Raw genomic sequence first — 25,851 nt, forward strand, 5'->3', positions numbered from 1 at the left:
TAGGTCTAGCTAGGTAGAAGGGTTAGAGCAATACTGTGTAATCGCTTGCTGTACGCGCTCGCGCTTAAGCTCAATCTCACGACCATCTAGATACTGACGTTTACCGTTGGCATCCATCTCATAGATACGGCCGCCTACATTTAAGTTGGTCAAGTTATTACGCAATGATTGGCAGCGCTGAGCATTAGCCTGAGCTTCTTGTTCTTTAATACGTGCTTCAAGTGCTGCTACTCGTTGTTCTTCTGCCGTTTGAGCATTGCTGCTTTGGTTAGGATCTGTTTTCCCTGCCATTTGTCCTGCGTTGTTCTGTCTACCGTCACTACGAAACTCAATCAGTTCGATATTTTTACCGACTTGGGGCGCATGTTGGCTATATTTTACTTCACCATGTGCCCCAATGGATTTATAAACTTGAATGGCCTGACTGGCATTCATGGACAGCATTAGCATACACGCAATACTCATCAACAGTTTGGCAGCGGTATTTATCTTAGACGCATATGCCATAGTAGCAATCCTCTTATTTAATAAAAATCAAATGTATATGGGTGTAAATATAACACTTGAACGTTTTATTGGTAGTAATAATGTATCGACTATCGATTCTAGCAAATAATACTTATCAATGTATATTATTTAATAACTAATAGTTTGGGATAGGCTTTAGAAGTTTTTCTTGACAATAACTCGCAAACCATTGAATATAATAGCAGTTGATTGGTCAGTGAGCGGCTTTTACAATGTTGCCGTGGCACTTGAGAAAGAGAACTACAAGTTACTTATCGGTAGCTTACGCAGTTTTATTTCCTTTGTGATAATGATATAGCAAGCATAGTGGCAAAACGAACACTATTGATAGCAATACATTGTCTCCGGACTTATCTGTCTACAATGACTAAGATAAACTTATTATTTTGAATGTGCTAAATGTGTTTTTAGCAGTTGTATCAAACGCGATATAGTACGCGGTTAAGAGATTTCCCCAAAGCCGATTGTAAGTTCTAAAGATCTTATAATTTAGCATTGGTTATGAAGTTTTTTGCTTGTATATATCGATGCATCTGTACAAATAAAGTCACACGAATAAAGTCACAATAGGTACTTGCTAGTATCGAACCTCAATAATAAGCGTCTTCTTTTATAGATGCACTCGCATCTTGTCACTGTATATCGATAAACATCCATCACAAAGCTGACCTAAAATACACTGCTATGTTTGATTAGTATTGTCCTATGAGACAGTTTTGATTAAACCTATTAGGCAGATATTCTTGATATGGACAAGAATTAGCGATCATTCAGTAAGTGAAAATAACGACGGTAAGTAATTATTTTTACTCATAGAATCCCGCAAATTCTCGCCGCAAAAAAAGGTGATGACAGTGACGCAAACCACGCAAAGTCCGAACATGACGGGACATACCCAAACGGGTAATGCCGCCAAAAATTTTGAACAAAAGCAACAACGTCTTGCAGAAGGTAGTGCACAGCCTGTGATGCTATCGGGCGCTGAAATGCTGGTGCAAGCACTGACTGATGAAGGTGTCGAATACATCTTTGGCTATCCAGGTGGCGCGGTCTTACACATTTATGATGCGCTGTTTCAGCAAGAAAATATTGAGCACATCTTAGTACGTCACGAGCAAGCAGCGGGCCACATGGCCGATGCTTATTCGCGAGTAACTGGCAATACGGGTGTTGTATTAGCAACCTCAGGCCCTGGTGCTACCAATACCGTGACAGCTATTGCTACTGCCTTTATGGACTCTGTACCAATGGTTGTAATCGCAGGTCAGGTGCCAAGCAGCCTAATCGGTGAAGATGCTTTCCAAGAAACAGATATGGTAGGCGTATCACGTCCTATTGTTAAGCATAGCTTTCAGGTACGTCATGCTAGCGAAATTCCAATGATTGTAAAAAAGGCATTTTATATTGCCCAGACTGGTCGCCCAGGCCCTGTCGTCATTGATGTACCAAAAGACATGACTGCGCCTAGCGAAAAATTTGCTTACGAATATCCAGAAGAAGTATTTATACGCTCTTATCAGCCTTCACTCAAAGGCCATAGCGGTCAAATCAAAAAAGCCATTGAAACGCTATTAGCAGCGCAGCGCCCTGTTGTATATGCAGGCGGCGGTGTGATTTGGAGCAATGCGCACGAAGAGTTAACAGATCTTGCGCATCGCTTGAATTTACCAGTGACCAACACCTTGATGGGTCTTGGTACATTCCCTGGCTCTGATCGTCAGTTCTTAGGTATGCTTGGCATGCACGGTACTTACGAAGCCAATATGAGTATGCATCATGCTGATGTGATTTTAGCTGTCGGTGCGCGTTTCGATGATCGTGTGACCAATAACGTTAAAAAATTCTGCCCTAATGCAACCATCATTCATATCGATATCGATCCTGCGTCGATCTCAAAAACGATTCTTGCGCACATTCCTATCGTAGGCGATGTGAAGTCGGTCTTAACGGACATGCTAGAGATTGTTGGTCAAGACAAGCAGTTAGAGCAGCACGCATTGCTCGATTGGTGGTCACAAATTAATGAGTGGCGTAAGCGTCATGGCTTACGTTATGACACCAGCACAGATAATGGCATTAAGCCACAAAGTGTCGTACAAGCTCTAGATAAAGTGACTAACAGTAATGCTATTATCACAAGTGACGTCGGTCAGCATCAGATGTTTGCGGCACTTTACTATACTTACAATGAGCCACGTCAATGGCTGAATTCAGGTGGTCTTGGTACCATGGGGGTTGGTCTGCCGTATGCAATGGCTGCCAAACTTGCCAATCCTGAGCGTGATGTGGTTTGTATTACTGGTGAAGGCTCTATTCAGATGAATATCCAAGAGCTATCGACCTGCTTGCAATATAACTTACCAGTTAAAATTCTGAACATTAACAATGCGCAGCTTGGTATGGTGAAGCAGTGGCAAGATATGCTGTATGAAGGTCGTCATGCCCAGTCTTATATGAACTCCTTACCAGATTTTGTCAAATTGGCTGAAAGCTATGGTCATGTCGGTATCAAAATTACTGACCCTGCAACCATGGAAGCACAATTGGCTGAAGCAATGGCGATGAAAGACAAACTGGTATTTATCGATGTTTACGTCGATCGTAATGAGCATGTATATCCAATGCAAATCGCTGGACAGGCCATGCGTGATATGTGGTTAACAAAAGGGGAGCGTACCTAATGCAACAACAACATCTGATTTCGGTATTGATGGAAAACGAAGCGGGTTCGTTGTCGCGGTTAGTCGGCTTGTTCTCACAACGTGGCTACAATATCGAAACTTTGAACGTCGCGCCTACTGATGATCCAAGTATTTCACGTCTAACAGTTACGACCATTACGTCACCTGAAAGAATTGAGCAGATCACCAAACAATTGCATAAATTGATTGAAGTGGTTAAAGTGCTTAATCTGACGGAGAACGTACACGTTGAGCGTGAATTGATGCTCATCAAAGTCCGCGCAACAGGCGGTGTGCGTGAAGAGATTAAACGTAGCGCAGACATTTTCCGCGCACAAATCGTCGATGTAAATTCTAACTTATATACGATTCAAATCGTGGGTGACAAAGCCAAACTTGATGGTTTTATCGATGTGATTGGCCGTGAGCGCATTATGGAAGTGGTTCGCTCAGGTGTTATCGGTATTGCCCGCGGTGAAAAAACACTAAGCATTTAATTATTTATCAAAACCAGTGTAAACCAATAGTTATTTATCTAATCAACAAAGCGCTTATCTTAGTCATTATATTGACTACAGCATAAGCGTTTACTATCCATGGCAAGCCATGATTGAGAACAAGGACTCTATTTATGAACGTTTATTATGACAAAGATTGTGACCTATCTATTATCCAAGGTAAAAAAGTTGCCATTATCGGTTATGGTTCACAAGGCCATGCACACGCGCTTAACCTACAAGATTCAGACGTCGATGTAACTGTTGGTCTACGTGCAAACTCAAGTTCATGGAAAAAAGCTGAAAATGCTGGTCTAAAAGTTGCTGAAGTAGAAGAAGCGGTAAAAGCTGCTGACGTTATCATGATTTTGACGCCTGATGAGTTCCAAAAAGAGCTTTATAATGATGTGATCGAGCCAAACATCAAAGAAGGCGCTACACTAGCTTTCGCTCATGGTTTCGCGATTCATTACAACCAAGTGGTACCACGTAGCGATCTTGATGTCATCATGGTTGCACCAAAAGCACCAGGTCATACTGTACGTTCAGAGTTCGCTAAAGGCGGCGGTATCCCTGATCTTATCGCTATCTATCAAGACGCTTCTGGTCAAGCCAAGCAGTTAGCATTGTCGTATGCTGCTGGCGTTGGTGGTGGTCGTTCAGGTATCATCGAAACAACGTTCAAAGATGAGACTGAGACAGATCTATTCGGTGAGCAAGCCGTACTTTGTGGTGGCGCAGTAGAGCTAGTTAAAATGGGCTTTGAGACACTAACAGAAGCGGGCTATGCACCAGAAATGGCTTATTTCGAATGTCTACATGAGCTAAAGCTTATCGTTGACTTGATGTATGAAGGCGGCATCGCTGACATGAACTACTCAATCAGTAACAACGCTGAATACGGCGAATATGTTACTGGCCCTGAAGTTATCAATGAGCAGTCACGTGAAGCCATGCGTAATGCACTAAAACGCATCCAGTCTGGTGAATACGCGAAGATGTTCATCTCTGAAGGTGCAACCAACTACCCATCAATGACTGCGCGTCGTCGTAACAACGCTGATCATCAAATCGAAATCACTGGTGCTAAGCTACGTGGCATGATGCCATGGATCGGTGGTAACAAAATCATCGATAAAGACAAAAACTAAGTTTTATACAAATGAAAGTCTTATTCAGATAAAAATCTGATTTAGATTAAATAGCCCGTGTTATCACTTGATAGCATGGGTTTTTTTATGCAAAGTATTTGAGAGATACTTTTCGCTTTGATTTGAATCTGGGTTATCGGTTGAAAACCAGTAATTGCTACCCAATATAAGCAGGCACCTTAACATTGGCCAAAGTGCCTTTGCGATTAACATTCATCATTGTTCTTACCCGTTTCTAAGTAATTGAATCGGGCGGATGCTTCATTCTCACTTTCTATAGATAATAGGTTGTATGCTGTGCAAATATCTTATTCAGACTGGCTAACGCCGCAATTCGTATATATTACTCTTAGCGCTGTGGTAGCAGTTTTAATTTGGATAGAAGGGGAGATGCTCAAACAGACCGACGGTAAACTGCCTCAATCTAAATTCTTCAAAGTCAGTTCATTGTTAGATACTATATGGTTCTTCATATCGGTGGTAATTTTATACGTTATTGATTTGACCCCGTTAGCTATCGCAGTGCCTGCAGCATATGGCATATACACGACCTTTGGCTGGATATATGGTACCAAGCTACTGAAACGCAAAGGCATCCCTGACTCTCCTAAAGATTTGGTCATTCCAGCCAAGTATATTGCCTATAGTCAGTCATTTTCATTGGTGTTTTTTGCGTTATGTTTGCTCGTATTGAGTTCAGCATGGCTACCGACATCACCATTGCAGTAACTAATCTTCCAACTTACTATCATCTATGTTGACTTATTTCATTAGTGGTTTACTAATGAGTTTGTAGTACGTCTATAAATAAAAACTATTTTATATCAATAAGATATGAGACTGATTACTATCGATGTTAGCTTGTAACAATGGTTAGTATTTATTTACAAAAATCAGCAATTTAGACTGTTCCTACCATGGAAAACTGTTATAATCAGACTGTACTCAAAATATTTGAGGCAAAAAATCCAGATTTTCTTTAAGATTATTTAGTATTTTGGCCGCCGCATCTAGCAGAAAATATTAGGGTATATATCAATTAATCGGTGATGACACAAGTCTCGCCAACAGTTAAAGAGTCAGGAAAATTTATGTCAGATAAAGTTGAAGGCACTGTAAAGTGGTTTAATGAAGCTAAAGGTTTTGGTTTTATCGCTCAAGACAACGGCGGACAAGACGTATTCGCTCACTACAGCGCTATCCAAGGTAACGGTTTCAAAACTCTAGCCGAAGGCCAAAAAGTGTCTTTCATCTTAGGTGATGGCAAGAAAGGCCCACAAGCTGAGCAAATCGAAGCTATCTAATCTCATTCATCGTTAAGTTAACTGCTTGTCAGTAAGCTTAATGACAATAAGATTATCAATATGCATTGATTACTTTGTTTGTTAAAACAATAAAAATACTGTATCGACTTTAAAAAGAAGCAACCTCTTATCAGGTTGCTTTTTTTATGGGACTTTTCTGGTATGACAAAGTGTTGCTAATGTAAGGCGCTATTGATTTTGACAATCAACATCATCAGGTAATAACGAACAATAATTTAATAAAGATGTAATAGATAAGGTTGTATTATGAAGTGGGAAAATTGGCTTTTAATTGACTGGCAACAGGTGCTCGGGATTTCTTTATCTGCTATAGGCTTTTATGTAGGGCTGATGTTGTTTACTCGATTGATGGGTTTACGCAGTTTTTCCAAGTTATCAAGCCATGATTTTGCAATGACGGTGGGTATCGGTAGTATATTGGCGTCGACGGTATTGTCAGATAAGCCCTCTCTATTTCAAGGATTGTTTGCTGTTGCAGTGCTATTTTTGATTCAGGGCGTTATTTCCGTTATCAGACGTAAGATAAAACCGCTAAAAGCACTGATAGACAATCAAGCTATTATCCTAATGGCTCATGGTGAATATCTAGAAGACAACTTAAAAGAAGCCAACCTTAGTACCAGCGATGTGCAGGAAGTGCTACGTAAAAATGGTATCAAAGCGAAAACAGAAGTGTTTGCAGTGATTATGGAGACGACAGGTGATATGAGTGTCATTAAGAATAATGACGTTGAACCTGATTGGTCTTTATTTGATGATATACGTGATAGTGAATTATTGCTTGGTGCTAGTAAGAATGGTAATTCGCAGGTCTAGCTTGCCTAACTATTCTCATCCGTTAACTTTGAAGAGATAAATAATAACAAAATATTAAGTAAAGCTGAGGCTTAGAATGCTATAAAGGGTATGAGCATTTTGAGCTGTTGAACCATAAAAATCTTGAAACGATGTGCTTATAGACTATTTATTATAGAGTGTTGACAAATTTATGACGCATTATTCACGGCGTTGTCTTGACCTTATCTGCCTGCTGACGCAAGATACATAGGTCTGATAATAACGGTTGGCTTAGCTTTAGCAGATTTCATTAGTAAGAGATACAATGCTAATATGCTCTTAGATATTGGCTCATCTTTCTTAGTTAACTATATTCTGTTGATGTAGTAATAACCTTGAGCAGTATTTTGAACGACAATTTGAACCACAACGAACCTTTGGTTCTTAACTGACAATTTTTAACTCATAACATTAATAAACGAGGAACGTATGAAAGCATTAGTAGCGGTCAAGCGTGTCATTGATTATAACGTAAAAGTTCGTGTAAAAGCCGACAACTCTGGCGTTGACTTATCAAACACTAAAATGTCAATCAACCCTTTTGATGAAATCGCAGTAGAAGAAGCGGTGCGTTTAAAAGAAGCTGGCGTCATTGATGAGATCATTGTTGCTTCAATCGGACCAAAAGAGTCACAAGAGCAGATTCGTGCAGCCCTAGCGCTAGGTGCTGACCGTGGTGTGTTAGTAGTAAGTGACGAAAAACCATATCCATTACAAGTTGCTAAGATTCTAAAAAGTATCGCCGAAGCTGAAAGCACTGATATTATTTTATTAGGTAAGCAAGCGATTGATGATGACAACAACCAAACTGGTCAGATGCTAGCAGCATTGATGGGTATCGGTCAGGGTACGTTTGCATCAGAAGTGAAAGTTGAAGGCGACAAAGTAAACGTAACGCGCGAAATCGATGGCGGCCTACAAACTGTTGCACTTGATTTGCCAGCGGTCATCACGACTGATCTACGTTTGAATGAGCCACGTTATGCTAAATTGCCTAACATCATGAAAGCGAAGAAAAAGCCACTTGATGAGAAAACGCCAGCAGATTTCGGTGTTGATATGACATCTAAGCAAGAAATTATTAAAGTCGTGCCACCTGCTGACCGTAAAGCTGGTATTACAGTAGGGTCAGTTGATGAGTTGGTCGATAAGCTAAGAAACGAAGCGAAAGTCATTTAATGTTTTAATGATTGGATACTTCGTTACGGCATATCCTGTACAAGGTTAAGAATTTGAAGGCTATAAGTTTGACTGCTTTATTTCATACTAAATGATAGTTGCTCAAATAGCTTTGTACACAAACAACCGCATGAATAGATAATACGAATATATAAAGGACTAAAACCATGGCAATTTTGGTATATGCAGAACATGACAATGCCAGTCTAAAAAAGGCAACTTTAAACACCATCGCTGCTGCTAAACAAATGGGTGATGATATCCATGTATTGGTTGCTGGTAGTGGTAGCCAAGCTGTTGCTGATGAAGCGGCAAAAGCAGAAGGCGTGACTAAAGTACTATTGGCTGACAACGCTGCTTATGAGCATCAATTGGCAGGTAACGTGGCGCTATTGGTTGCTGATATCGCTGGTGATTACAGCCATATCCTAGCGGCTGCGACTACGACTGGTAAAAACTTTATGCCACGCGTTGCTGCGTTACTTGACGTCAGCATGTTGTCTGAAATCTCAGGTGTAGTAGATGCGCAAACGTTTGAGCGTCCTATCTATGCAGGGAATGCGACAGCGACAGTAAAAACAACAGAAGATAAAGTGGTACTAACAGTACGTACTACTGCGTTTGACCCAGTGGCAAGCGAAGGCGGTTCAGCTACTGTTGAAACTATCGACAACGTACAAGAAACTGGTAAAGCTAGCTTCGTTAACGAAGAAATGGCTAAGTCTGATCGTCCAGAATTGACATCAGCTGGTATTGTTGTTTCTGGTGGTCGTGCCTTGGCAAACGGTGAAAACTTCACCAAGTACATTGAGCCATTGGCTGATAAGCTAGGCGCTGCTGTTGGTGCATCACGGGCCGCTGTTGACGCAGGATATGTACCAAACGATATGCAGGTCGGTCAAACGGGTAAAATCGTTGCACCGCAGCTATATATCGCAGCTGGTATCTCAGGCGCGATTCAGCATTTGGCTGGTATGAAAGATTCTAAAGTCATCGTTGCTATCAACAATGACCCAGAAGCACCTATCGCTAGCGTTGCTGATTACTTCTTAGAAGCTGATTTGTTCGAAGCATTACCTGAGCTTACTAGCAAAGTTTAATATATATTCACAGAACTACTAAACGGCTATGGCGTTACCCTCCTTAGATGTACTACTTGTATAGTCTGCAGTCGGCTGCCTTGTATCCGTTTTAGACTTCTTTGACTATATCAGTAGTAGACAGATAATAAAAAACCCACTATCAATTGGTAGTGGGTTTTTTTATGCTTGATAGATAGGGTTTTAATAACAGTTATAAATGCATGCTAAGAGTATTGTCTTTGGCGTAAGGTCTCATACAGACATAAAGACCCTGCAATCGCTACATTTAAGCTCTCTTGACCATTTGGCTGCGGTAATGCTATCGGTGTGGCACATTGCATTAGCTCATCGCTAACGCCTTGACCTTCATGACCCATAATCCAGGCCGCAGGCGCAGATAAATCGTGCTCGTAAATGATAGTATCTGTGTGTGAGCTAGTCGCCAAAAGCGGCACTTGTACTTGATCCAAAATATCTTGCGTACTCAAGCCTTCATAGATAGTCAGTGCAAACTGTGCACCCATACCTGCTCGTAGTGTCTTGGGAGACCAAGCTTGAGCGGTCGCACTGGTACATAGAATATTGCGGATACCGACGGCTGCTGCTGTACGTAGTAGCGTACCAACATTCCCACTATCCTGCACGTCGTTCAAGATTAAGCAGTCTTCATCGATCATCGATAGACTAGGCGTTGGTACTTTGATTATCGCCATGATATCGATACCAGTACCCAAGCTACGAATACTCTCATAGAGTGAGTCTGACAAAGTGAGGATAGGTGTATAAGTGGGCAGGCGAGTGAGTACCTGCTGAACTTCAGGGTTGCTATGCGCTGACTCAGACAGTAGTATCTGGACGAAAGGATAGTCACTACGCAGCGCAGCATCTATCAAATGGACACCTTCTATGACTGTCTGACCGTTCTTCTTACGTTGGCGTGCTTGGGTCAACAGTGCTTTTACAAGCTTCACAGTTGTGTTCTTATCTGAGGTAATCAGCTCGGTGGGATTTAATACCATAGTGGATCGCTTAGAGAAGAGTAAAGGAGTTGTTTAAATAACCAGCACAATGCCTATTAATTTAGTATTCTGCTGGCTACTCTTAACAGGTGCGTCAATCAATTATTTTTCAGAATAATTTACGTGTAAGTCTTTCACATAATTGACTTCGTTTTTACTACCGAGTACCACAGGGACACGTTGATGAATATCAGTCGGTTCGATATCTAGGATACGGTTGACGGCGTCTGTTGCGCCTCCACCCGCGCGCTCAATCAATAAGCTCATTGGGTTGGCTTCATACATCAAGCGTAGTTTACCCGCTTTGTGAGCGTATTTGGTATCAAACGGATAAGTGAACAGACCACCGCGGCATAAAATGCGATGGACGTCACCAACCATAGCGGCTACCCAGCGCGTATTGAAATCGCGTCCACGTACCCCAGTCTCACCAGCGATAAGCTCATCGATGTACTGTTGCATCGGTGCGCGCCAGTAGCGATAATTTGAGCTATTGATAGCATACTCGCTCGTATCGGCATCGATTTGAACATTGTCTTCTATCAGCACATAGTCAGAAGTCTCTGGATCTAGGCTAAACATCACAACTTTATCAGCGATGGTTAGCGCTAGGACAGTAGAAGTGCCATATAGCAGATAACCAGCCGCTAGTTGTTTGTTACCTGCCTGTAGATAGTCGCTGTTCTCACTGGTTTGACCTTGACGCTCATACGGCAGAACAGAAAAAATCGTACCTACTGCCATATTGATGTCGATATTTGATGAGCCATCCAATGGGTCAAACAAAACTAATAGGCTACCATCGTTATTAGCAGGGGTGGCATCATCGAGCTCTTCTGAGGCAACACCAGCACAATTTGCATTTTTTGCCAATGCATCTAGCAATAAGTCATTGGCCAGTACGTCGAGCTTTTTCTGATCTTCGCCTTGGACGTTTTGATTACCCGCTTCGCCCAAAATGTCTGCTAAAGCGCCTTTTCTGAGTAGCTGTGAAATTGTCTTACCGACATCAGTAACAGTGGTAATCACGTTATTGAGTGCAGGGCTAGTGGCATGTTGGTTTAGATAGTCTGCTAAGGTCGTCATAAGGCTTCCTAATAAAGGGTATGGAAAGTAAAAGAATGGATAGGTGTCAAAGTAAAGAAGTAGGTGGCATTGAGCACACCTGAAATAGGTAAATTCTTAAATAGCTAATACGGCATCTTTGTCCCGACCACAAAATCGGCTACACTATATCTATTGTTATTCATTTATAGTTTTGTCAGAATTATTCTCTATGAGAATACAGCATGTCTACTCACGCTTTCTGATTGTCTGCTGAGGCTATTTTTCGGTCGAATTTGATTACGGTAAATTGTAGCAAATAAGCGTCAAAATGTCCTTTGTATCTATGCCTATCAGTGATAAATGATCGAACAAAGATGAATAAGTGATTACTATAGACTCATATAAACCCACAATAAAGACTCGCCATTATGTCAAATTCTATCGATAGTAGCGCTACACAACCAGTCTCACCGACTGATTATGCAAAATTTGATCCCAGTACGATTCATCAAAGGCTCAATACGTCATTGAGTCGTCCGCAGCTCAACACCGATGGCAGTATCAGGCATTTCTTGGGTGTTGAAGGTCTTAATAAAGCACAGCTCAAAGCTATTATCGCAAAAGCAGAGACTTTCTTTGATGAAAACGGACAGCTAATCAATCGTCCTGAGTTAGACGGCTATACGGTTATGAATTTGTTCTTTGAACCATCGACTCGTACGCGGACGACATTCGAGGTGGCAGAAAAACGCTTGGGTGCCAATGTACTCAATATCGATATCGAACGTTCTAGTACCAAAAAAGGCGAGAGTCTGCGCGACACGCTGTGGAATCTACAGGCAATGACCGCGGATATCTTTGTAGTACGCCATTCAGCATCAGGTGCTGCACATTTTATGGCGACAGAGGTGACGCCTGATATTGCTATTATCAACGGTGGTGATGGCTGGCATGCGCATCCTACTCAAGGAATGCTCGACATGTTGACCATTCACCGTGAAGCTCCGCGCCCGTTTGAAGAGTTGTCTATCGCAATCGTTGGTGATATTAAGCATTCACGCGTGGCACGCTCTGATATCAGTGCACTGCAAACGCTAGGTGTGACAGACATCCGTGTTTGTGCGCCGCGCACTTTACTGCCTAAAGGCATTGAGCGTTTCGGTGTGCAAGTATATGAAAACATGGACGAGTGTGTCACTGACTGTGATGTGATCATGGGATTAAGAATACAAAATGAGCGTATCGGTTCGCCGCTCTTGGCATCCTCAAGTGAATACTATAAGCATTATGGGATTACGCCAGAGCGGGTAGCTCTCGCTAAGCCTGATGCATTAGTGATGCATCCAGGGCCAATGAACCGCGGTGTTGAGATTGCCTCTAGTGTGGCTGATGGCGCGCAATCCGTTATCTTAAAGCAGGTAAATAACGGTATTGCCATTCGCATGGCAGTCTTGTCACTTGCGATGGAAGGTCAGCGTGCTCATCAAGCGGCTGGCAAGTAATAGGCTGCCGAGCGACTTATTCTCATTTATTTAATTTTATTGATACGGTAATAACGTTATGTCTACCATGCTTAATACGGATGCACCCATTCTTGACCATTTACCAGAAGCATTTAAAGATGCATTGCCACAAACTGCAACAGAAAGACTATCTACACTTGAATCTGGCCGTGAGATGTGGTTGCTACCACCTTTGGTAGATCTGTGCGCGCGCTTGCGTGAACCAGGCCAACAGCAACACGGTACGCTAAAATCAGAAGGCAGCGCAGCTCGTGGTAATGGATTCTTGCATGTAGTCACACCGCCTGACACCAATCCTATTTTAGAAAATGGCTCACTATTAAAAGGTTTACGTGAGCGAGCCTTGAGTGATGGCGGGATTTACTTGCATATTTTGGGTGCATTGACCACAGGGTTAGAGGGCGAACGACCATCTAATATCGCAGGGCTTAAAAAGGGCGGCTGTATTGCGGTATCTAATGCGCGTAGACCTTTTCGTAATGACTTAGTATTGCTACGTACACTAGAATACGCGGCGACTTTTGGTATGAAAGTATTCTTTTATCCTGACGAGCCAAGTCTGTCTGGAGATGGCGTGGCACATGAGGGCTATATTGCTTCTTATCATGGTCTGCAAGGGATTCCTTGGATTGCGGAAACGGTTGCATTGTCTACGCAGCTACTGATGGTTGAAGAGACCGGAATCGCTGCTCATTTTAGTCAGTTATCATGTAAGTCTTCTATCGAGCTCATGCGCTGGGCAAAAGATAAAGGCTTGCCAGTGACTTGCGACGTTGCAATGCATCAGCTTTATCTAACTGATGACAATCTTGAAGGCTTTAATGCTCAGGCATATGTGTTACCACCACTGCGTAGTAATACCGATCAGCAGGCAATCCGCCGCGGATTAAAAGATGGCACTATTGATGCTATCTGTAGTCATCACGAGCCACTAAATAGCACCGCCAAAAAAGCACCATTTGCTGAGAGTACGCCAGGTATCTCAAACTTCGATACATTTATGGCGCTGGCTTGTCAGCTGGTAAATGACGAGGTATTAACACTCTCGCAATTAGTAGATAAAATTTGCCTGAATCCTGCAAAAATCGCAGGTATTAGTGAGCAGTATGAAGCTATCGGCGGTGCAGTATTGGTCGATCCTAACCTTGAGTGGCAAGTAACCGCGCAATCTATGCTATCGAATGGTAAGAACACGCCGTTTTTCAATCAGCAGTTGCAAGGACGTGTTGTGGAGACATTCTTTGGCTAATTTGCCCCGACAGGATGACCGTCTGCCGCCATCCTCGAAGGATAAAGGGGTTACCATGAATGGTCAGCAAGAAAAATTGCGCAGTACGGCGAGTGAGTCTATCAAAGCAGTGGCCATTTATGAGGTAGTCAAAGGTGTTGGTGCGTTACTAGGAGCAGGGGCATTATGGTGGTGGCATACCAATCTTGAGCATTGGCTGACGACCGCAACGGTTACTTGGCAGCGCAGTTTCGGCCATATGCTTGCCCCGCAAATCGATAGTGCCGTACGTATTGCTCAGCAGGCAAGCAAAAACTGGCCGATGTTTTTATTATTGATATTTGCTTATGCCAGTTTGCGTTTCCTCGAAGCCTATGGCTTATGGCATGACAAAACATGGGCGTATTGGTTTGGGGTATTAGGCTACGGGGTATTTATCCCTATAGAAATTTACTATCTGATCGTTAGCCCTTTTGACTGGTTTAAGCTTGGGATACTGGTTTCTAATCTGCTTATTATTATTGTGGTTTATCGTAATATGAAACGAAAGGGCTTGATATAACGTTTAAATTTAAGTTAGAAAATCCAGCATAAGACAAGTATCTGATGCTGGATTTTTTGTGCCTGATATATTTTTCGTTTATACGTCTACTGTTTTTTCATCCTTACGAATGCTTTTAGCGACTTTACCGACGCTTAAACCTTGTACCAAGATGGAGAAAATCACCACCGCATAAGTGAGTGCCAATAGAATCTCTCGTTCAGCCCCGATCGGTAGCTGTAATACTAACGCGACCGAGATACCACCGCGTAAGCCGCCCCACGTCAGGACTTTCCATGCGCCTGTAGGCAAATCAAGCTGACGATGAAAGGTTTTTGTCGTCATGCCTACCACGATAAACCGGGCAACAAGCGCGATCAAAATAGTCAAACCACTCGCAATAAATAAATTGCCTGAATAAGCAATCATCACCACTTCTAGACCAATAAGTACAAACAAAATAGCGTTTAAAATCTCATCAATCAATTCCCAGAACAAATCAATATAGTGCCGTGTTTTATCACTCATGGCTAGCTCGCGACCACGGTTACCGACCATCAGACCCATCATGACCATGGCGAGTGGCCCTGATAAATGCCAATGACTGGCCAGCGCATAGCCACCGATGACGCCTGCTAATGTTAATAGCACCTCTTCTTGATAGCTATCAATGCTTTTGAGCAGGTAATACAAAATCGCACCAAGTACTAGTCCGAATACAACGCCGCCACCAGCTTCAACCGCCAAAGTATGTGCGACGTAGTTGGCAGTAGGGATATCACCGCTAGATAAAATCCCTAGCAATAAAACGAAGATAACCACGCCGATCCCATCATTGAACAATGACTCGCCAGCGATGACGGTCTCGATGCTCTTTGGAGCACCTGCTGACGACAGGATACCCATGACAGCAATAGGATCGGTAGGGGAGATAAGCGCACCAAATAACAGGCACCAGAGAAACGGCAGGCCGAAACCGAAGAGCGGCAACATAAAATAAATCGCAGTCGCAATAAGCATCGCCGATATGATAGTACCAAGACCAGCAAGGATGCCGATAGGTAACTTGTAGCGTCTTAAGTCACCAATATTGACGTGTAATGCGCCTGCAAATAGCAACATTGATAGCATACCGTCTAAGAGTACTTCGGTAAAATCAAGTTGCTCCAATAAACTGACTTCGTAATCAATCAGCTGATCAAACCCTAAGAAGCCCAAAAATATCGCGCCGATTGACAATAAGATAGAGATGACCATGACACCGATAGTGGTCGGCAAACCAATAAAACGGTGATTAATATAAGTTAACGAAGCAGTAATCGACAAAAATATGGCGCTGATTTCTAGAATGGTGAGGCTGGTTGCAGATGCCATAAAAAGTAGGTCTCATATAAATATAAAAAGTATCTAAAGCGCAGGGCTTATAGGGACGTTATAAGTGTTGTTAGCTATAGGTGTTGTGATTATAAATAATGTGTTTATCAGGGCTGATATGGCCATCTATTTAAACAGTTAATTAGTCATGTCATTAACTAGACTGTGTCTGTAACGCTTGACGAATATCGGCTTCAAAATCACTCACGTAATTAAAATGTTTGTGCTGAGCATCCTTATCAAGGATAAATTGCTTGGCTTGTTCGCACATAGCGACCAAATCATCAACCAATTCTTGATAATTTAAATTCTCTTCACCAGCTCGCTGAATCAGATGCAATTCATGTAATAGCGTTTGCTGCTGTGCGCTGTTTACTCGTGCATAGTTCAAATTGACCATTGCCTGACATAGTGCTTTTAAGACCATTAGGTCAGCAGCTGCATAACGACGTATCTCACCAAGTGATACATTGATAAAGTCAGAAATCTTTGGAATATGAGTGACTAGTGCCAATATGGCCAGACGCTTCTGTTTGATAGTAGTTTCAGAGCTATCGTCAGTATCTGATTGCGGTATGTGAAAATGATAAGGGCTCGGTGGCTGGCGACGCATCATGATACTAAGACAGCTGGTGAGAGACTGGACGCAATTGACCGCAGTCTTTGGGTCATTGATACCAGGGGATAAGGCGCGTACAGCAATCTCTGTCATCTGACCTAGGCTATAGGCGATGTCGTTAGAGTGCGCCAATCGTTGCTCAAGCCGCAGGCAGCCTGCAAGACGTTGCCAAAACAGTCCATCAGGCGCTCGCGGTATTATTGCCAGATGCGGGGTCGCTGTCCTTTGGCGATTATTTGGATGAGACGCAGGCCGCTGATAAAAGTAACCAATGACGTTTTTGTCAGTGACGTAATTACCGAGGTTAACATGCATTTGTACTACGCCACCATAATCTTGTGACAGCGCAATCAATGACTCAAGATAAATCTGCTGTAGATAACCTGAATTTGGTGAATAAATCGGCATAGCAGGCCAGTTTTGGAACTGCTCGATATCATGGTGCTCAGCATCGCGTTGATGTTGAATATCACATCGATCGTTATACCAATAGTAAATGTTTGCAATCGCATCGTTGCTAGCATTTTGAATAACATGTGACGCTTGAATGGCATGCACCATATGCTGTACAAAATAAACCAAGAGCAGCGCACAGATAATCGCCATGATAATGGCAAAGGTCACTGCCAATTGCGGCACACCAAAAGCTACGTCAGACTTATGGATAGACTTTAGTACCAGTAAGCTATAGCTAAATGTACCGATAAAAGCGCCAAGGACAAACTGATTTGGAGTGTCGGTCAAAAAGTTACGTAGTAGTCTTGGACCAAATTGTGAAGATGCCATCGACAGGACGGCGATTGTAATTGAAAACGTCGTACCTGCCACGCCCAGTACCGCACCAGCAATGGCGGTCATAATAGCGCGCGCAGCCTCGTCATCACCAGTAAAGGCAAAGGAGATCTCTTTTACGGTTTCACGATCAAAATGCTGATCAATCGCGACTAGCAAAGGAGCAAGTAAAATACCCACGATGACGCAAGCGGTTGGAATAAACCAATAAGAGCCAATCAGCCATTGCCACAAGTTATTTAAACGATCAGGCAAGTCAGTCAGCGTTTGTATTGACCACAAATTAGTGAACTGCTTAAGCCTGTTTTGACCTGCATTGATCGTACGTGTCCAGATGCTGTCTCCATCATTTTTATTCACTGTGTTGAGCCTTAGGGTTATCTGCTTCTGTAATAATAGCGTTTTTGTGCATACGTCTGGTCATATCTGTCTCAGCATGACTCTCACTAGTCCCTAAAGGTATGATGGCTTCATTGTCGTGATCGTCATATTCAATATCACTGTCTTTGTCGTAAGCCATAGGCTCTAGGTGTGGTGAGGCTTCTAGATTTGGATCATTACCGTTGTAAGCACTCTCACCATGTCTATTTAGATTTTCATGTCGTTGTACGTTTTCAGTTGCGGCAGAGGTTTTTCTAAATAATTTATGGTCATCGCCATGCTTGCTAGTAGATTGTTTCCGCGGTTCGCTATTGGCAAAAATAGCATTTAGCGGCAGATGCAGTTGCTGTTTGGCATACGCTTCGGTGTTTTCAAAGCGTTTTACCAATAAACTTAGCCAAGGCTTTTGACCTTCCAATTTCATCTCATCCAGCTCGTCTTTGATAGGAAGTGGGTAGGGCAAGGTACGATAAAAGTCCCATAACGTCATCCTACTCAGGTCTCTTTTGAGTACATAGTCGTCATCATCTGTCATGGTAATCAGATTGCTGTCTTGTAGGTAGTTGATATAGGTATACCATTTTGGCAGCTCTTTGCGACCTAAGACATTACGCAGTGCTTGCTCGCTAACAGCTTCACCTTTTAAGTGGTGGGTATAAACCAAATTCAACATGTCTAACAAGCTGAGTAACGGGTGACGAGGGTAGACTTCTTCTGTCTCAAAAATGGTCAAGGTATAGCTGATTTCAACGCCTAATAAAATCAAATTCCACGACAGATAAATCCATAGTAGAAAGATAGGCAATGCAGCAAAAGCGCCATAAATCGCTTCGTAGCTGGTAAAGTTAGCCATCACTGTACCAAACAGATGCTTCATTAATTCAAAGACAATGGCCACAAACACGCCAGCGATGGCTGCATTTTTTGCTGGTACGCGCGCCTTTGGAATAAACCAGTACATACCGATAAAGCCCGCCATCGTAATACCAATCGATGCCATTTGTACCCAAAAGCTCCAGTCGATACCGTAGCCTGCAATTTGACGATTGAGAAAGCTCAGACTCTGTACGGTACTGGAAGCGATAAAAGCGGTACCCAATACCAAAGGTCCCAACGTAACAATGGTCCAATAACGCAGCATGCTTTTGATGCCACCAGAGCGATCTTCTACTCGCCAGATTTGGTTAAACGCACGCTCGATAGTGGTCAAGGTCATGATAGTCGTAAAGAATAAAATCATGGCACCGATAATGGTTAGGTTAGATGACTTTTCAGCAAAGCTATTAATGTACTCACTAACTTGCATGCTCGATTGCGGCAATAGATTGCTATAAATGACGTCATAAATCTGAGCTCTAACCGATGCAAGTGCTGGTACAGATGACAAAATCATCAGTAATACCGTTAATACTGGTACGATCGACAGCATAGTGGTGTATGTCAGCGAAGCCGCCTTTTGCTGGCAATTATCTTCAAAAAAATGCCGAGTCAAAAACCGTAAAAACTGAAACCAGCGCTGCTGTAAAAACGGGAGTTTTTGAGATAATTTTTCCATGTCGACCATTAAGCAAAAGTAAGAGTGACAATAGTGTAACAAAGATGAACGGTTATCATCTGCGGTTTAATTGTGTCAAAATGCACCGCGTAGCACATCAGATACAATATAAGTCAGGTTATCAATCATGGTTATTTGCATGACAGTGAATGACTCGGGCATAATGTGCACATATTCTACAATGCCAGTTAGTCATATATTTCGCCGCATTTTTGGTGGCTAGTATGCCTAACGATTTTATAAGGAAGCTTTGCTAATGAGTCAGACCGACCCTTATGTTTTGGTGCTTTATTATTCTAATTACGGTACGACTAAGACATTAGCATATGCTATCGCTCAAGGTATTGAAGATGCTGGCATGACTGCTCGTATCCGTACGGTGCCGACAGTGGCACCTGAAACCACGTCCAGTAAGCCTGCGATACCTGATGAAGGTGATTTGTATTGTACGATGGACGATCTAAAAGACTGTAGCGGTCTAGCGCTTGGTAGCCCAACGCACTTTGGTAATATGGCCGCACCCATGAAGTATTTTTGGGATAATACCGTGACTTTATGGCTGGCAGGGAACCTACAAAACAAACCAGCCTCAGTATTTACGGCGACAGGTTCCATGCATGGTGGCCAAGAAACGACATTGTTGACGATGATGTTGCCGCTGATGCATCACGGTATGGTCATCGTAGGTGTGCCCTATGCAGAGCCAGCACTGAACCGTACGCATCGCGGCGGTACGCCTTACGGTGCCAGCCATGTCAGCGGTGCATCGCATGATCAGCCAATATCTGCTGACGAGCGAGATTTGGGTATTGCGCAGGGTCGCCGTTTAGCGATTACGGCAGCTGCATTAGCACAGGCTAATTGGGGCCGATAAGCAACTTTTATAAACCTGCTGTCTAAAAGCGTCTGAGTCTCAAAGTCTATGATTGAGTGCTTATAACCACTCGGTTATAAACAAGTGGTTATAATAAAGAGCTACTTATTCATGTTCAGCAGTATATTATTCATTTAGGAAATCAAAATATCTAATGGCCATAACCCGCTCTCATACAAAGCCTCTTAAAACGGTTAAGCCTATCGCACCTATTGCACAGCGCTTGAAGGTTACGTGGTTAATTTGGCTCGTTTATAGACTACTCGGATTGCCTATTTTTATTAGTATCTTTAATCCTAGTAGCCCTGATATCGTTGGCGGTATTGCTTGGCAGGCATTATGGCTAGTGCCAGCATTGATTCTGACGCCATGGATATTGCGCGGTCGTTCCCCTTATGCATTGTTGATAAGCAGTATGTTTACCCTAGTATATTTGGGTGCGAGTGGCGTGGTGCTGTTTACTCGTATATATGGCAGTAGCTGGGCAGAAATTGCTGTGTATTTAGTGGATTTTTTACTATTGCTTGCCATCAATGTTTGGCTATTTATTTTGCTTAAACGTTTGCCTTCGATGAATAACGTTGTGAAGAAACCTCGTCAATAATGAACTTGCCTGAAGCCTAATAAATTATACCTATCAATCTAAAACCATAAAAAAGCGGCGTCCCATCTGGAGCGCCGCTTTTTTGTTTATAACTTTCAAGATAAGTAGATTAATTAATCTTAGTTAATTCTAAATCCATTTTCTTACCATCGTTAATTTGGCTAACTTTAACTGGCATATAGTCCAAGCTTGGGGCTAACCAAAAGCTGGTAGAGCGGCTATCATCATCGTGGACGCGGTCAACACGTACTGTATCAAAGGTACCCGCTGGTACGGTAATCTTAGTACTGCCTGATTTTTTAAACGGCGTCTTCTCGATTTTATCTTTTTTTGCCATGTAATAATTACCAGAGAATTTACCGTTTAATAAATCCTGACGAATCTGTACCTCAAGGCTCAAGTCATCAAAGGCTTGTTGCGACATATTCATAGTCGTCGACTTGCCCTTATAGTTACTGGTGACTTTTTTGCTGCTTGGGTTGAAGTCTAGTTTATGTGTGCGACCCATGCCAAGTAGTTTGTACGTAGTGCTTGCCTGCGTGGGACTGACATTATTACCATTAAGTGTAAAAGTGCTGTTTTGCGAGGCGCTAGCCACACCAGCGACACGAGCCTTAACGTTATATTTCCACGTATTACCAGATTTGCTTAGCGTACGAGTTGCTGTGCCTTTGTATTTGTCCTCAACGGTAAAACTATAATCGGCAGTTGATGGTTGGACAGTTTTTGCGCTGGCAAGGGTAGGTGCGGTCATACTCAAAGCTCCAACAGTAGAGATACTGATGCCTGTCACTAAGGCAGATAAAAATTTAGATGGACTGCGTTTTGCGTTATTAGCATTATCAACATTGTCGCTTGATGAATTTTTGTACATTGATGAAAAACTCATAGATACCCCTTCATTAATTTATTGCCGATATAGCAATTTTTGTTCGTTCTTATTATGTTTACCAGACCTATAATGGTCATACGCTGTTACATTTTCAAGCGTGGTGTCATACCGCTTCGTGTAGTGCTTGTAGCAAATGTTTCTATAGTTAATTTGGCCTTGGACAAAATATAAATTCAGCTCACTAATATTTTTAAATATCCCTACTTTTTGTTCTTCATTTGATTAGCATATCGACTCTATTAAACGTAAGGCATCGATATGAGATGTTGATTGATCAATTTTTGCAAAATAATCTTGTAAATTTTTGGGCTTTACACTTGAACCGAACTCACCTTGCCCCCACTTTTTGTTACAAGCTCAAGGCTTATCTATAAAGCGTTGTTTTTGGCAGTGTTCCCTATAGATACTGGTATTGAGACCATTAATTCAAATAAACCCTTAATTTTATTAACCAACTTTTGGAGTCATATCGATGAACATTCGTCCTTTACATGACCGTATTGTCGTCCGCCGCATAGAAGAAGAAACAAAGACAGCTGGTGGTATCTTGCTTCCTGGTTCAGCACAAGAGAAACCTTCACAAGGTGAAGTGCTTGCAGTTGGTAATGGTCAAGTTCGTGACAACGGTGAAACTCGTGCGTTAGATGTAAAAGCTGGCGACAAAGTTTTGTTCGGTCAATATGCTGGTCAAACCGTAAAGGTTGACGGTGAAGAACTATTGATTATGAAAGAGTCTGATGTATTGGGTGTGCTAGAAGGTTAATCCTTTTGAGTATTATTTTATACTCAGCACATTTTGATAGCAGTTTCTAATAATCGCTTTTGATAAGCAACTATCAAATCAATCAATTGTATTCTCATACTTATAATAGTGGAGTAATTTAACATGGCAAAAGACGTAAAATTCGGCATTGATGCCCGTAAACAAATGATGGACGGCGTAAACGTTCTAGCAAATGCAGTACGTGTAACACTAGGTCCTAAAGGTCGTAACGTTGTTATCGATAAATCATTTGGCGCACCTACCATTACTAAAGATGGTGTTTCAGTTGCCAAAGAAATCGAGCTAGAAAACAAATTTGAAAACATGGGTGCACAGCTGGTACGTGAAGTGGCTAGTCGCACTAACGATGTCGCTGGTGATGGTACAACAACTGCGACTGTATTGGCTCAGTCAATCTTGCAAGAAGGCATGAAGTCAGTGGCTGCTGGCATGAACCCGATGGATCTTAAGCGCGGTATCGACAAAGCTGTTCGTGAAGCGGTTAAAGAAATCCATAACCTATCAACACCAGCTGATGACGAAAAAGCCATCGCGCAAGTAGGTTCTATCTCTGCTAACTCAGACACCAAAATCGGTGAGCTAATCTCGCAAGCGATGCAAAAAGTTGGTAAGCAAGGTGTTATCACTGTTGAAGAAGGTTCAAGCTTTGAAGATACTCTAGAAGTTGTTGAAGGTATGCAGTTTGACCGTGGTTACATCAGCCCGTACTTTGCAAACAAGCAAGACAGCCTGACTGCTGAATTTGAAAACCCATACATCCTATTGGTTGACAAAAAAATTAGCAACATCCGTGAGATCGTGCCATTACTGGAGCAAGTGATGCAGCAAAGCAAGCCATTGCTTATCATCGCTGAAGACGTAGAAAACGAAGCATTGGCAACCCTAGTTGTAAACAACATGCGTGGCGGCTTGAAAACTTGTGCCGTTAAAGCACCAGGTTTTGGCGATCGTCGTAAAGCCATGCTAGAAGACATCGCAACACTAACGGGCGGTACAGTAATTTCTGAAGAGATTGGTCTGAGCCTAGAGACTGCTACTCTAGAGCAATTGGGTACGGCGAAAAAAGTGACTGTCGGTAAAGAAAATACTGTAATTGTTGATGGCGCTGGTAACAAAGCTGACATCGAAAACCGTGTTGAGTCTATCAACCGTCAGATCGCTGAATCTACTTCTGATTATGACAAAGAAAAGCTACAAGAACGCGTTGCGAAATTGGCAGGCGGCGTAGCAGTAATCAAGGTCGGTGCAGCAACTGAAACCGAAATGAAAGAGAAGAAAGACCGTGTTGATGATGCGCTACATGCGACTCGTGCCGCGGTTGAAGAAGGCGTTGTACCTGGCGGCGGTGTTGCATTAGTTCGTGCGATGAATGCATTGTCTGAGCTAAAAGGCGACAACGATGACCAAGACGCAGGTATCAACATCCTACGCCGCGCGATGGAAGCACCATTACGTCAAATCGTCACCAACGCTGGCGAAGAAGCATCAGTTGTCGTAAATGCAGTAAAAAATGGCACTGGTAACTACGGCTACAATGCTGCCTCTGGTGAATACGGTGATATGCTTGAGATGGGTATCCTTGATCCAGCTAAAGTATCTCGTTCAGCACTAGAGAACGCGGCGTCTGTTGCTGGTCTTATGCTTACTACTGAAGCCATGATTACTGATTTACCGCAGAGCGATGATGGTATGGCTGCTATGGGCGGCGGTGCTGGAATGGGCGGTATGGGTGGAATGGGCGGCATGATGTAATATATGCCTCGACTAACTTTGTACGACGTTGTTAACCTCGCTCGATGTACTATCAGTACAATCTTCACTCGGTTGCCTAGTCGTACTGCTTTAGTCAACTCATAAAGCGTTTTTCACTAGAGTTGTAAGTATTTTTGTGAAAGCGTTTGAACTATTAAAAGCTCTGTTATCGAAAGATAGCAGGGCTTTTTTGTGTTTGGTTTATTGGAAAGTTTTATTCTCAGATAATATTAAAATCAATATACTAACTTGTTGGAGTTCAATATTTTCATGATTTACTAAATAAATTCCAAATTAGCTACTCTTATCTTTATATCGAAAATTTCATACAGCAAATCAATAAATGTTACATAAATATTGCTATTTGTATATAATGCACACTGTTAAAACTAAACTATTTTTTACTTTATATGTTTACAGTTAATATATTTAAGAAAAGGAGTATTTATTGAACATTAACTCACCTGCCATTTTAGTAGTAATGGTTACAGCTTTAATTATGAGTGGCTGCGCTAGTAAATCTACGGAAGATTCCTATAACCTACGTGTCGCCAAACGAATATGCTAGCCTTAGTTGTACTGCTCTCGAAAATGAAATGAGAGATATATCGCAGAGAGTGGCCACTATTACTGGCCAAGTAGATAAAGAGGCCTCAGCTGACGCATGGCAGATGGGTGTTGGATTGGTGCTGTTTTGGCCTGCACTTTTCTTTTTAGAGGGAGGGGACGGTACACTACAGTCTAACTATGCTCTTTTGAAAGGTAAATATGAAGCTGTTTCAACGCAATACAGTAGAAAAGGATGTGCTGACATGACTGAAGAGAGTAGTAATTAATTCTACTCTAATATATCGTATCTATGAGCTTCCAATCACTAATACTAAAAAACCCTACTAAAATTAGTAGGGTTTTTTAGTATTAGTAACATCAATTTAAATTTTCAATTAATAATTTATTAGGATATAGTTGATATAGCGAATATATTCGCTAACAGCGTTTTAACTTAGAAGGAATAAATTAACTTAAAAGGAATTTAAAATGAAGATTTTATCGATTGCGATGGTAGCATCAGCCCTAGTGTTGGCTTCTGCTAGTAGTTCAGCTGATCCTAGTTTAGATGGATTTAAAATGCAAAAGCCGATGGAGATGTCTAGCGTTGCCTATTCTAAAGTTATGCAGTTATCATTTAACAATAAAGAGCGCTACACGAGCGAAAAAGAAATTTATGAAAAAGTGATGAGAGGTGCCAAAGCAAACGGCTTTGAACTTAAAGAAGTAGAGGCAATGAAAATCGCTCACATCGTTGACGGCGCTTTGGACAATGAGCCACCAGAAGCAGCTTCTATTAATATAACAGTTACTATCCATTTAAAACGACCAATCAAAATAGAAGTTGAGATTTCCCTATAATACGGTGAATACAAATCTATTGTTAATAAGCTACTTACTATGAATGACTTACTTATCCCTCTAAAATAAAGCCCTAGTAATATCTCCTATATTAGGGCGTTATAGTTAAAGCTCATCAAATACTCTATTCATCCGCTGTATCTCGTCTAAACGTCCACGTCGTACTATCAAGACTT

Annotated in this window: 24 protein-coding genes; 17 read left to right on the plus strand and 7 right to left on the minus strand. The window is 42.1% G+C overall.

The window, feature by feature from the left end:
• Window positions 1–9: 9 nt before the first annotated feature.
• A complete protein-coding gene (locus AK824_RS03445) occupies window positions 10–507 on the minus strand; it encodes a DUF4124 domain-containing protein (RefSeq protein ID WP_057758824.1) in 498 nt (165 codons plus the stop codon).
• A gap of 989 nt (window positions 508–1,496) precedes the next feature.
• On the opposite strand from AK824_RS03445, the gene AK824_RS03450 reads away from it, so the two are divergent.
• From AK824_RS03450 to AK824_RS03485, 8 genes are all read left to right on the plus strand, one after another.
• On the plus strand, window positions 1,497–3,209 hold the full coding sequence (locus AK824_RS03450; protein WP_197411831.1) for an acetolactate synthase 3 large subunit: 1,713 nt from the start codon (window positions 1,497–1,499) through the stop codon (window positions 3,207–3,209).
• Window positions 3,209–3,706: an acetolactate synthase small subunit gene (gene ilvN, locus AK824_RS03455; RefSeq protein ID WP_057758828.1), complete on the plus strand. Its 498-nt coding sequence runs from the start codon at window positions 3,209–3,211 to the stop codon at window positions 3,704–3,706. The genes AK824_RS03450 and ilvN overlap by 1 nt, the downstream gene beginning before the upstream one ends.
• A gap of 134 nt (window positions 3,707–3,840) precedes the next feature.
• Window positions 3,841–4,857, plus strand: a complete 1,017-nt coding sequence (gene ilvC / locus AK824_RS03460) for a ketol-acid reductoisomerase (RefSeq protein ID WP_057758830.1) — start codon at window positions 3,841–3,843, stop codon at window positions 4,855–4,857.
• A gap of 297 nt (window positions 4,858–5,154) precedes the next feature.
• Entirely contained in the window at window positions 5,155–5,586 is a 432-nt protein-coding gene (locus AK824_RS03465) for a hypothetical protein (protein ID WP_057758832.1), read from the plus strand.
• 362 nt (window positions 5,587–5,948) lie between these two features.
• Entirely contained in the window at window positions 5,949–6,161 is a 213-nt protein-coding gene (locus tag AK824_RS03470) for a cold-shock protein (RefSeq protein ID WP_057758834.1), read from the plus strand.
• 267 nt (window positions 6,162–6,428) lie between these two features.
• Window positions 6,429–6,998, plus strand: coding sequence for a DUF421 domain-containing protein (locus tag AK824_RS03475; protein WP_057758836.1), 570 nt, complete (start codon window positions 6,429–6,431; stop codon window positions 6,996–6,998).
• Window positions 6,999–7,448: 450 nt separating this feature from the next.
• The gene (locus AK824_RS03480) at window positions 7,449–8,198 is read left to right on the plus strand and encodes an electron transfer flavoprotein subunit beta/FixA family protein (RefSeq protein ID WP_057758837.1); all 750 of its coding nucleotides are present in this window, start codon (window positions 7,449–7,451) and stop codon (window positions 8,196–8,198) included.
• Between the two features lie 167 nt (window positions 8,199–8,365).
• Window positions 8,366–9,298: an electron transfer flavoprotein subunit alpha/FixB family protein gene (locus AK824_RS03485; RefSeq protein ID WP_057758839.1), complete on the plus strand. Its 933-nt coding sequence runs from the start codon at window positions 8,366–8,368 to the stop codon at window positions 9,296–9,298.
• A gap of 206 nt (window positions 9,299–9,504) precedes the next feature.
• On the opposite strand, the gene AK824_RS03490 is transcribed toward AK824_RS03485, so the two are convergent.
• The gene (locus AK824_RS03490; RefSeq protein WP_057758841.1) at window positions 9,505–10,299 is read right to left on the minus strand and encodes a TrmH family RNA methyltransferase; all 795 of its coding nucleotides are present in this window, start codon (window positions 10,297–10,299) and stop codon (window positions 9,505–9,507) included.
• 102 nt (window positions 10,300–10,401) lie between these two features.
• Window positions 10,402–11,385, minus strand: a complete 984-nt coding sequence (locus AK824_RS03495) for a class 1 fructose-bisphosphatase (RefSeq protein WP_057758843.1) — start codon at window positions 11,383–11,385, stop codon at window positions 10,402–10,404.
• A gap of 389 nt (window positions 11,386–11,774) precedes the next feature.
• On the opposite strand from AK824_RS03495, the gene AK824_RS03500 reads away from it, so the two are divergent.
• Genes AK824_RS03500 through AK824_RS03510 form a run of 3 tightly spaced genes read left to right on the plus strand, consistent with a single transcriptional unit; the run spans window position 11,775 to window position 14,659 of the window.
• Window positions 11,775–12,848, plus strand: coding sequence for an aspartate carbamoyltransferase catalytic subunit (locus AK824_RS03500; RefSeq protein ID WP_057758845.1), 1,074 nt, complete (start codon window positions 11,775–11,777; stop codon window positions 12,846–12,848).
• A gap of 58 nt (window positions 12,849–12,906) precedes the next feature.
• Window positions 12,907–14,118 carry a dihydroorotase gene (locus AK824_RS03505; RefSeq protein ID WP_197411813.1) on the plus strand — a complete coding sequence of 404 codons (1,212 nt, stop codon included), beginning with the start codon at window positions 12,907–12,909 and terminating at the stop codon, window positions 14,116–14,118.
• Between the two features lie 55 nt (window positions 14,119–14,173).
• Window positions 14,174–14,659, plus strand: a complete 486-nt coding sequence (locus AK824_RS03510) for a DUF2127 domain-containing protein (protein ID WP_404693884.1) — start codon at window positions 14,174–14,176, stop codon at window positions 14,657–14,659.
• Between the two features lie 78 nt (window positions 14,660–14,737).
• Here the strand turns inward: AK824_RS03510 and AK824_RS03515 are convergent, their stop codons facing one another.
• The 3 genes from AK824_RS03515 to AK824_RS03525 form a co-directional block, all read right to left on the minus strand.
• Window positions 14,738–16,012, minus strand: a complete 1,275-nt coding sequence (locus tag AK824_RS03515) for a cation:proton antiporter (protein WP_057758849.1) — start codon at window positions 16,010–16,012, stop codon at window positions 14,738–14,740.
• Window positions 16,013–16,166: 154 nt separating this feature from the next.
• Complete coding sequence (locus AK824_RS03520; protein ID WP_057758850.1) at window positions 16,167–17,783, minus strand: DUF2254 domain-containing protein; 1,617 nt, start codon at window positions 17,781–17,783, stop codon at window positions 16,167–16,169.
• On the minus strand, window positions 17,776–19,359 hold the full coding sequence (locus AK824_RS03525) for a YihY/virulence factor BrkB family protein (RefSeq protein WP_082624561.1): 1,584 nt from the start codon (window positions 19,357–19,359) through the stop codon (window positions 17,776–17,778). Before AK824_RS03525 ends, AK824_RS03520 begins: the two co-directional genes overlap by 8 nt.
• 256 nt (window positions 19,360–19,615) lie before the next feature.
• Between AK824_RS03525 and wrbA the strand changes: the two genes are divergently transcribed.
• Together wrbA and AK824_RS03535 are read left to right on the plus strand one after the other, a co-directional pair.
• Window positions 19,616–20,233, plus strand: coding sequence for an NAD(P)H:quinone oxidoreductase (wrbA, locus tag AK824_RS03530; protein ID WP_057758854.1), 618 nt, complete (start codon window positions 19,616–19,618; stop codon window positions 20,231–20,233).
• Between the two features lie 154 nt (window positions 20,234–20,387).
• Complete coding sequence (locus AK824_RS03535; RefSeq protein WP_057758856.1) at window positions 20,388–20,837, plus strand: hypothetical protein; 450 nt, start codon at window positions 20,388–20,390, stop codon at window positions 20,835–20,837.
• Between the two features lie 109 nt (window positions 20,838–20,946).
• Here the strand turns inward: AK824_RS03535 and AK824_RS03540 are convergent, their stop codons facing one another.
• On the minus strand, window positions 20,947–21,726 hold the full coding sequence (locus AK824_RS03540; RefSeq protein ID WP_057758858.1) for a DUF3108 domain-containing protein: 780 nt from the start codon (window positions 21,724–21,726) through the stop codon (window positions 20,947–20,949).
• A 475-nt stretch (window positions 21,727–22,201) separates the two neighbouring features.
• Between AK824_RS03540 and groES the strand changes: the two genes are divergently transcribed.
• From groES to AK824_RS03560, 4 genes are all read left to right on the plus strand, one after another.
• Window positions 22,202–22,492 (plus strand): co-chaperone GroES, encoded by a 291-nt coding sequence (groES, locus tag AK824_RS03545; protein WP_057758860.1) that lies wholly within the window; start codon window positions 22,202–22,204, stop codon window positions 22,490–22,492.
• A gap of 123 nt (window positions 22,493–22,615) precedes the next feature.
• Window positions 22,616–24,265, plus strand: coding sequence for a chaperonin GroEL (gene groL, locus AK824_RS03550; RefSeq protein ID WP_057758862.1), 1,650 nt, complete (start codon window positions 22,616–22,618; stop codon window positions 24,263–24,265).
• Window positions 24,266–24,861: 596 nt separating this feature from the next.
• Window positions 24,862–25,101, plus strand: a complete 240-nt coding sequence (locus AK824_RS03555) for a hypothetical protein (RefSeq protein WP_156410680.1) — start codon at window positions 24,862–24,864, stop codon at window positions 25,099–25,101.
• A gap of 202 nt (window positions 25,102–25,303) precedes the next feature.
• A complete protein-coding gene (locus tag AK824_RS03560; protein WP_057758865.1) occupies window positions 25,304–25,675 on the plus strand; it encodes a hypothetical protein in 372 nt (123 codons plus the stop codon).
• The last annotated feature ends 176 nt before the right edge of the window (window positions 25,676–25,851 follow it).

It is taken from the genome of Psychrobacter sp. P11G3 (assembly GCF_001435845.1).
In the GTDB taxonomy this organism is placed as follows: domain Bacteria; phylum Pseudomonadota; class Gammaproteobacteria; order Pseudomonadales; family Moraxellaceae; genus Psychrobacter.

Coding starts and splice junctions, on each gene's coding strand:
- AK824_RS03540 (WP_057758858.1), bottom strand. CDS start 21,726: ATGAGTTTTTCATCAATGTACAAAAATTCATCAAGCGACAATGTTGAT.
- ilvN (WP_057758828.1), top strand. CDS start 3,209: ATGCAACAACAACATCTGATTTCGGTATTGATGGAAAACGAAGCGGGT.
- groES (WP_057758860.1), top strand. CDS start 22,202: ATGAACATTCGTCCTTTACATGACCGTATTGTCGTCCGCCGCATAGAA.
- AK824_RS03450 (WP_197411831.1), top strand. CDS start 1,497: ATGCTATCGGGCGCTGAAATGCTGGTGCAAGCACTGACTGATGAAGGT.
- AK824_RS03490 (WP_057758841.1), bottom strand. CDS start 10,299: ATGGTATTAAATCCCACCGAGCTGATTACCTCAGATAAGAACACAACT.
- AK824_RS03515 (WP_057758849.1), bottom strand. CDS start 16,012: ATGGCATCTGCAACCAGCCTCACCATTCTAGAAATCAGCGCCATATTT.
- AK824_RS03475 (WP_057758836.1), top strand. CDS start 6,429: ATGAAGTGGGAAAATTGGCTTTTAATTGACTGGCAACAGGTGCTCGGG.
- AK824_RS03445 (WP_057758824.1), bottom strand. CDS start 507: ATGGCATATGCGTCTAAGATAAATACCGCTGCCAAACTGTTGATGAGT.
- AK824_RS03480 (WP_057758837.1), top strand. CDS start 7,449: ATGAAAGCATTAGTAGCGGTCAAGCGTGTCATTGATTATAACGTAAAA.
- groL (WP_057758862.1), top strand. CDS start 22,616: ATGGCAAAAGACGTAAAATTCGGCATTGATGCCCGTAAACAAATGATG.
- AK824_RS03555 (WP_156410680.1), top strand. CDS start 24,862: ATGAGAGATATATCGCAGAGAGTGGCCACTATTACTGGCCAAGTAGAT.
- AK824_RS03500 (WP_057758845.1), top strand. CDS start 11,775: ATGTCAAATTCTATCGATAGTAGCGCTACACAACCAGTCTCACCGACT.
- AK824_RS03510 (WP_404693884.1), top strand. CDS start 14,174: ATGAATGGTCAGCAAGAAAAATTGCGCAGTACGGCGAGTGAGTCTATC.
- AK824_RS03485 (WP_057758839.1), top strand. CDS start 8,366: ATGGCAATTTTGGTATATGCAGAACATGACAATGCCAGTCTAAAAAAG.
- AK824_RS03505 (WP_197411813.1), top strand. CDS start 12,907: ATGTCTACCATGCTTAATACGGATGCACCCATTCTTGACCATTTACCA.
- AK824_RS03535 (WP_057758856.1), top strand. CDS start 20,388: ATGGCCATAACCCGCTCTCATACAAAGCCTCTTAAAACGGTTAAGCCT.
- AK824_RS03525 (WP_082624561.1), bottom strand. CDS start 19,359: ATGGAAAAATTATCTCAAAAACTCCCGTTTTTACAGCAGCGCTGGTTT.
- wrbA (WP_057758854.1), top strand. CDS start 19,616: ATGAGTCAGACCGACCCTTATGTTTTGGTGCTTTATTATTCTAATTAC.
- AK824_RS03495 (WP_057758843.1), bottom strand. CDS start 11,385: ATGACGACCTTAGCAGACTATCTAAACCAACATGCCACTAGCCCTGCA.
- AK824_RS03470 (WP_057758834.1), top strand. CDS start 5,949: ATGTCAGATAAAGTTGAAGGCACTGTAAAGTGGTTTAATGAAGCTAAA.
- AK824_RS03560 (WP_057758865.1), top strand. CDS start 25,304: ATGAAGATTTTATCGATTGCGATGGTAGCATCAGCCCTAGTGTTGGCT.
- ilvC (WP_057758830.1), top strand. CDS start 3,841: ATGAACGTTTATTATGACAAAGATTGTGACCTATCTATTATCCAAGGT.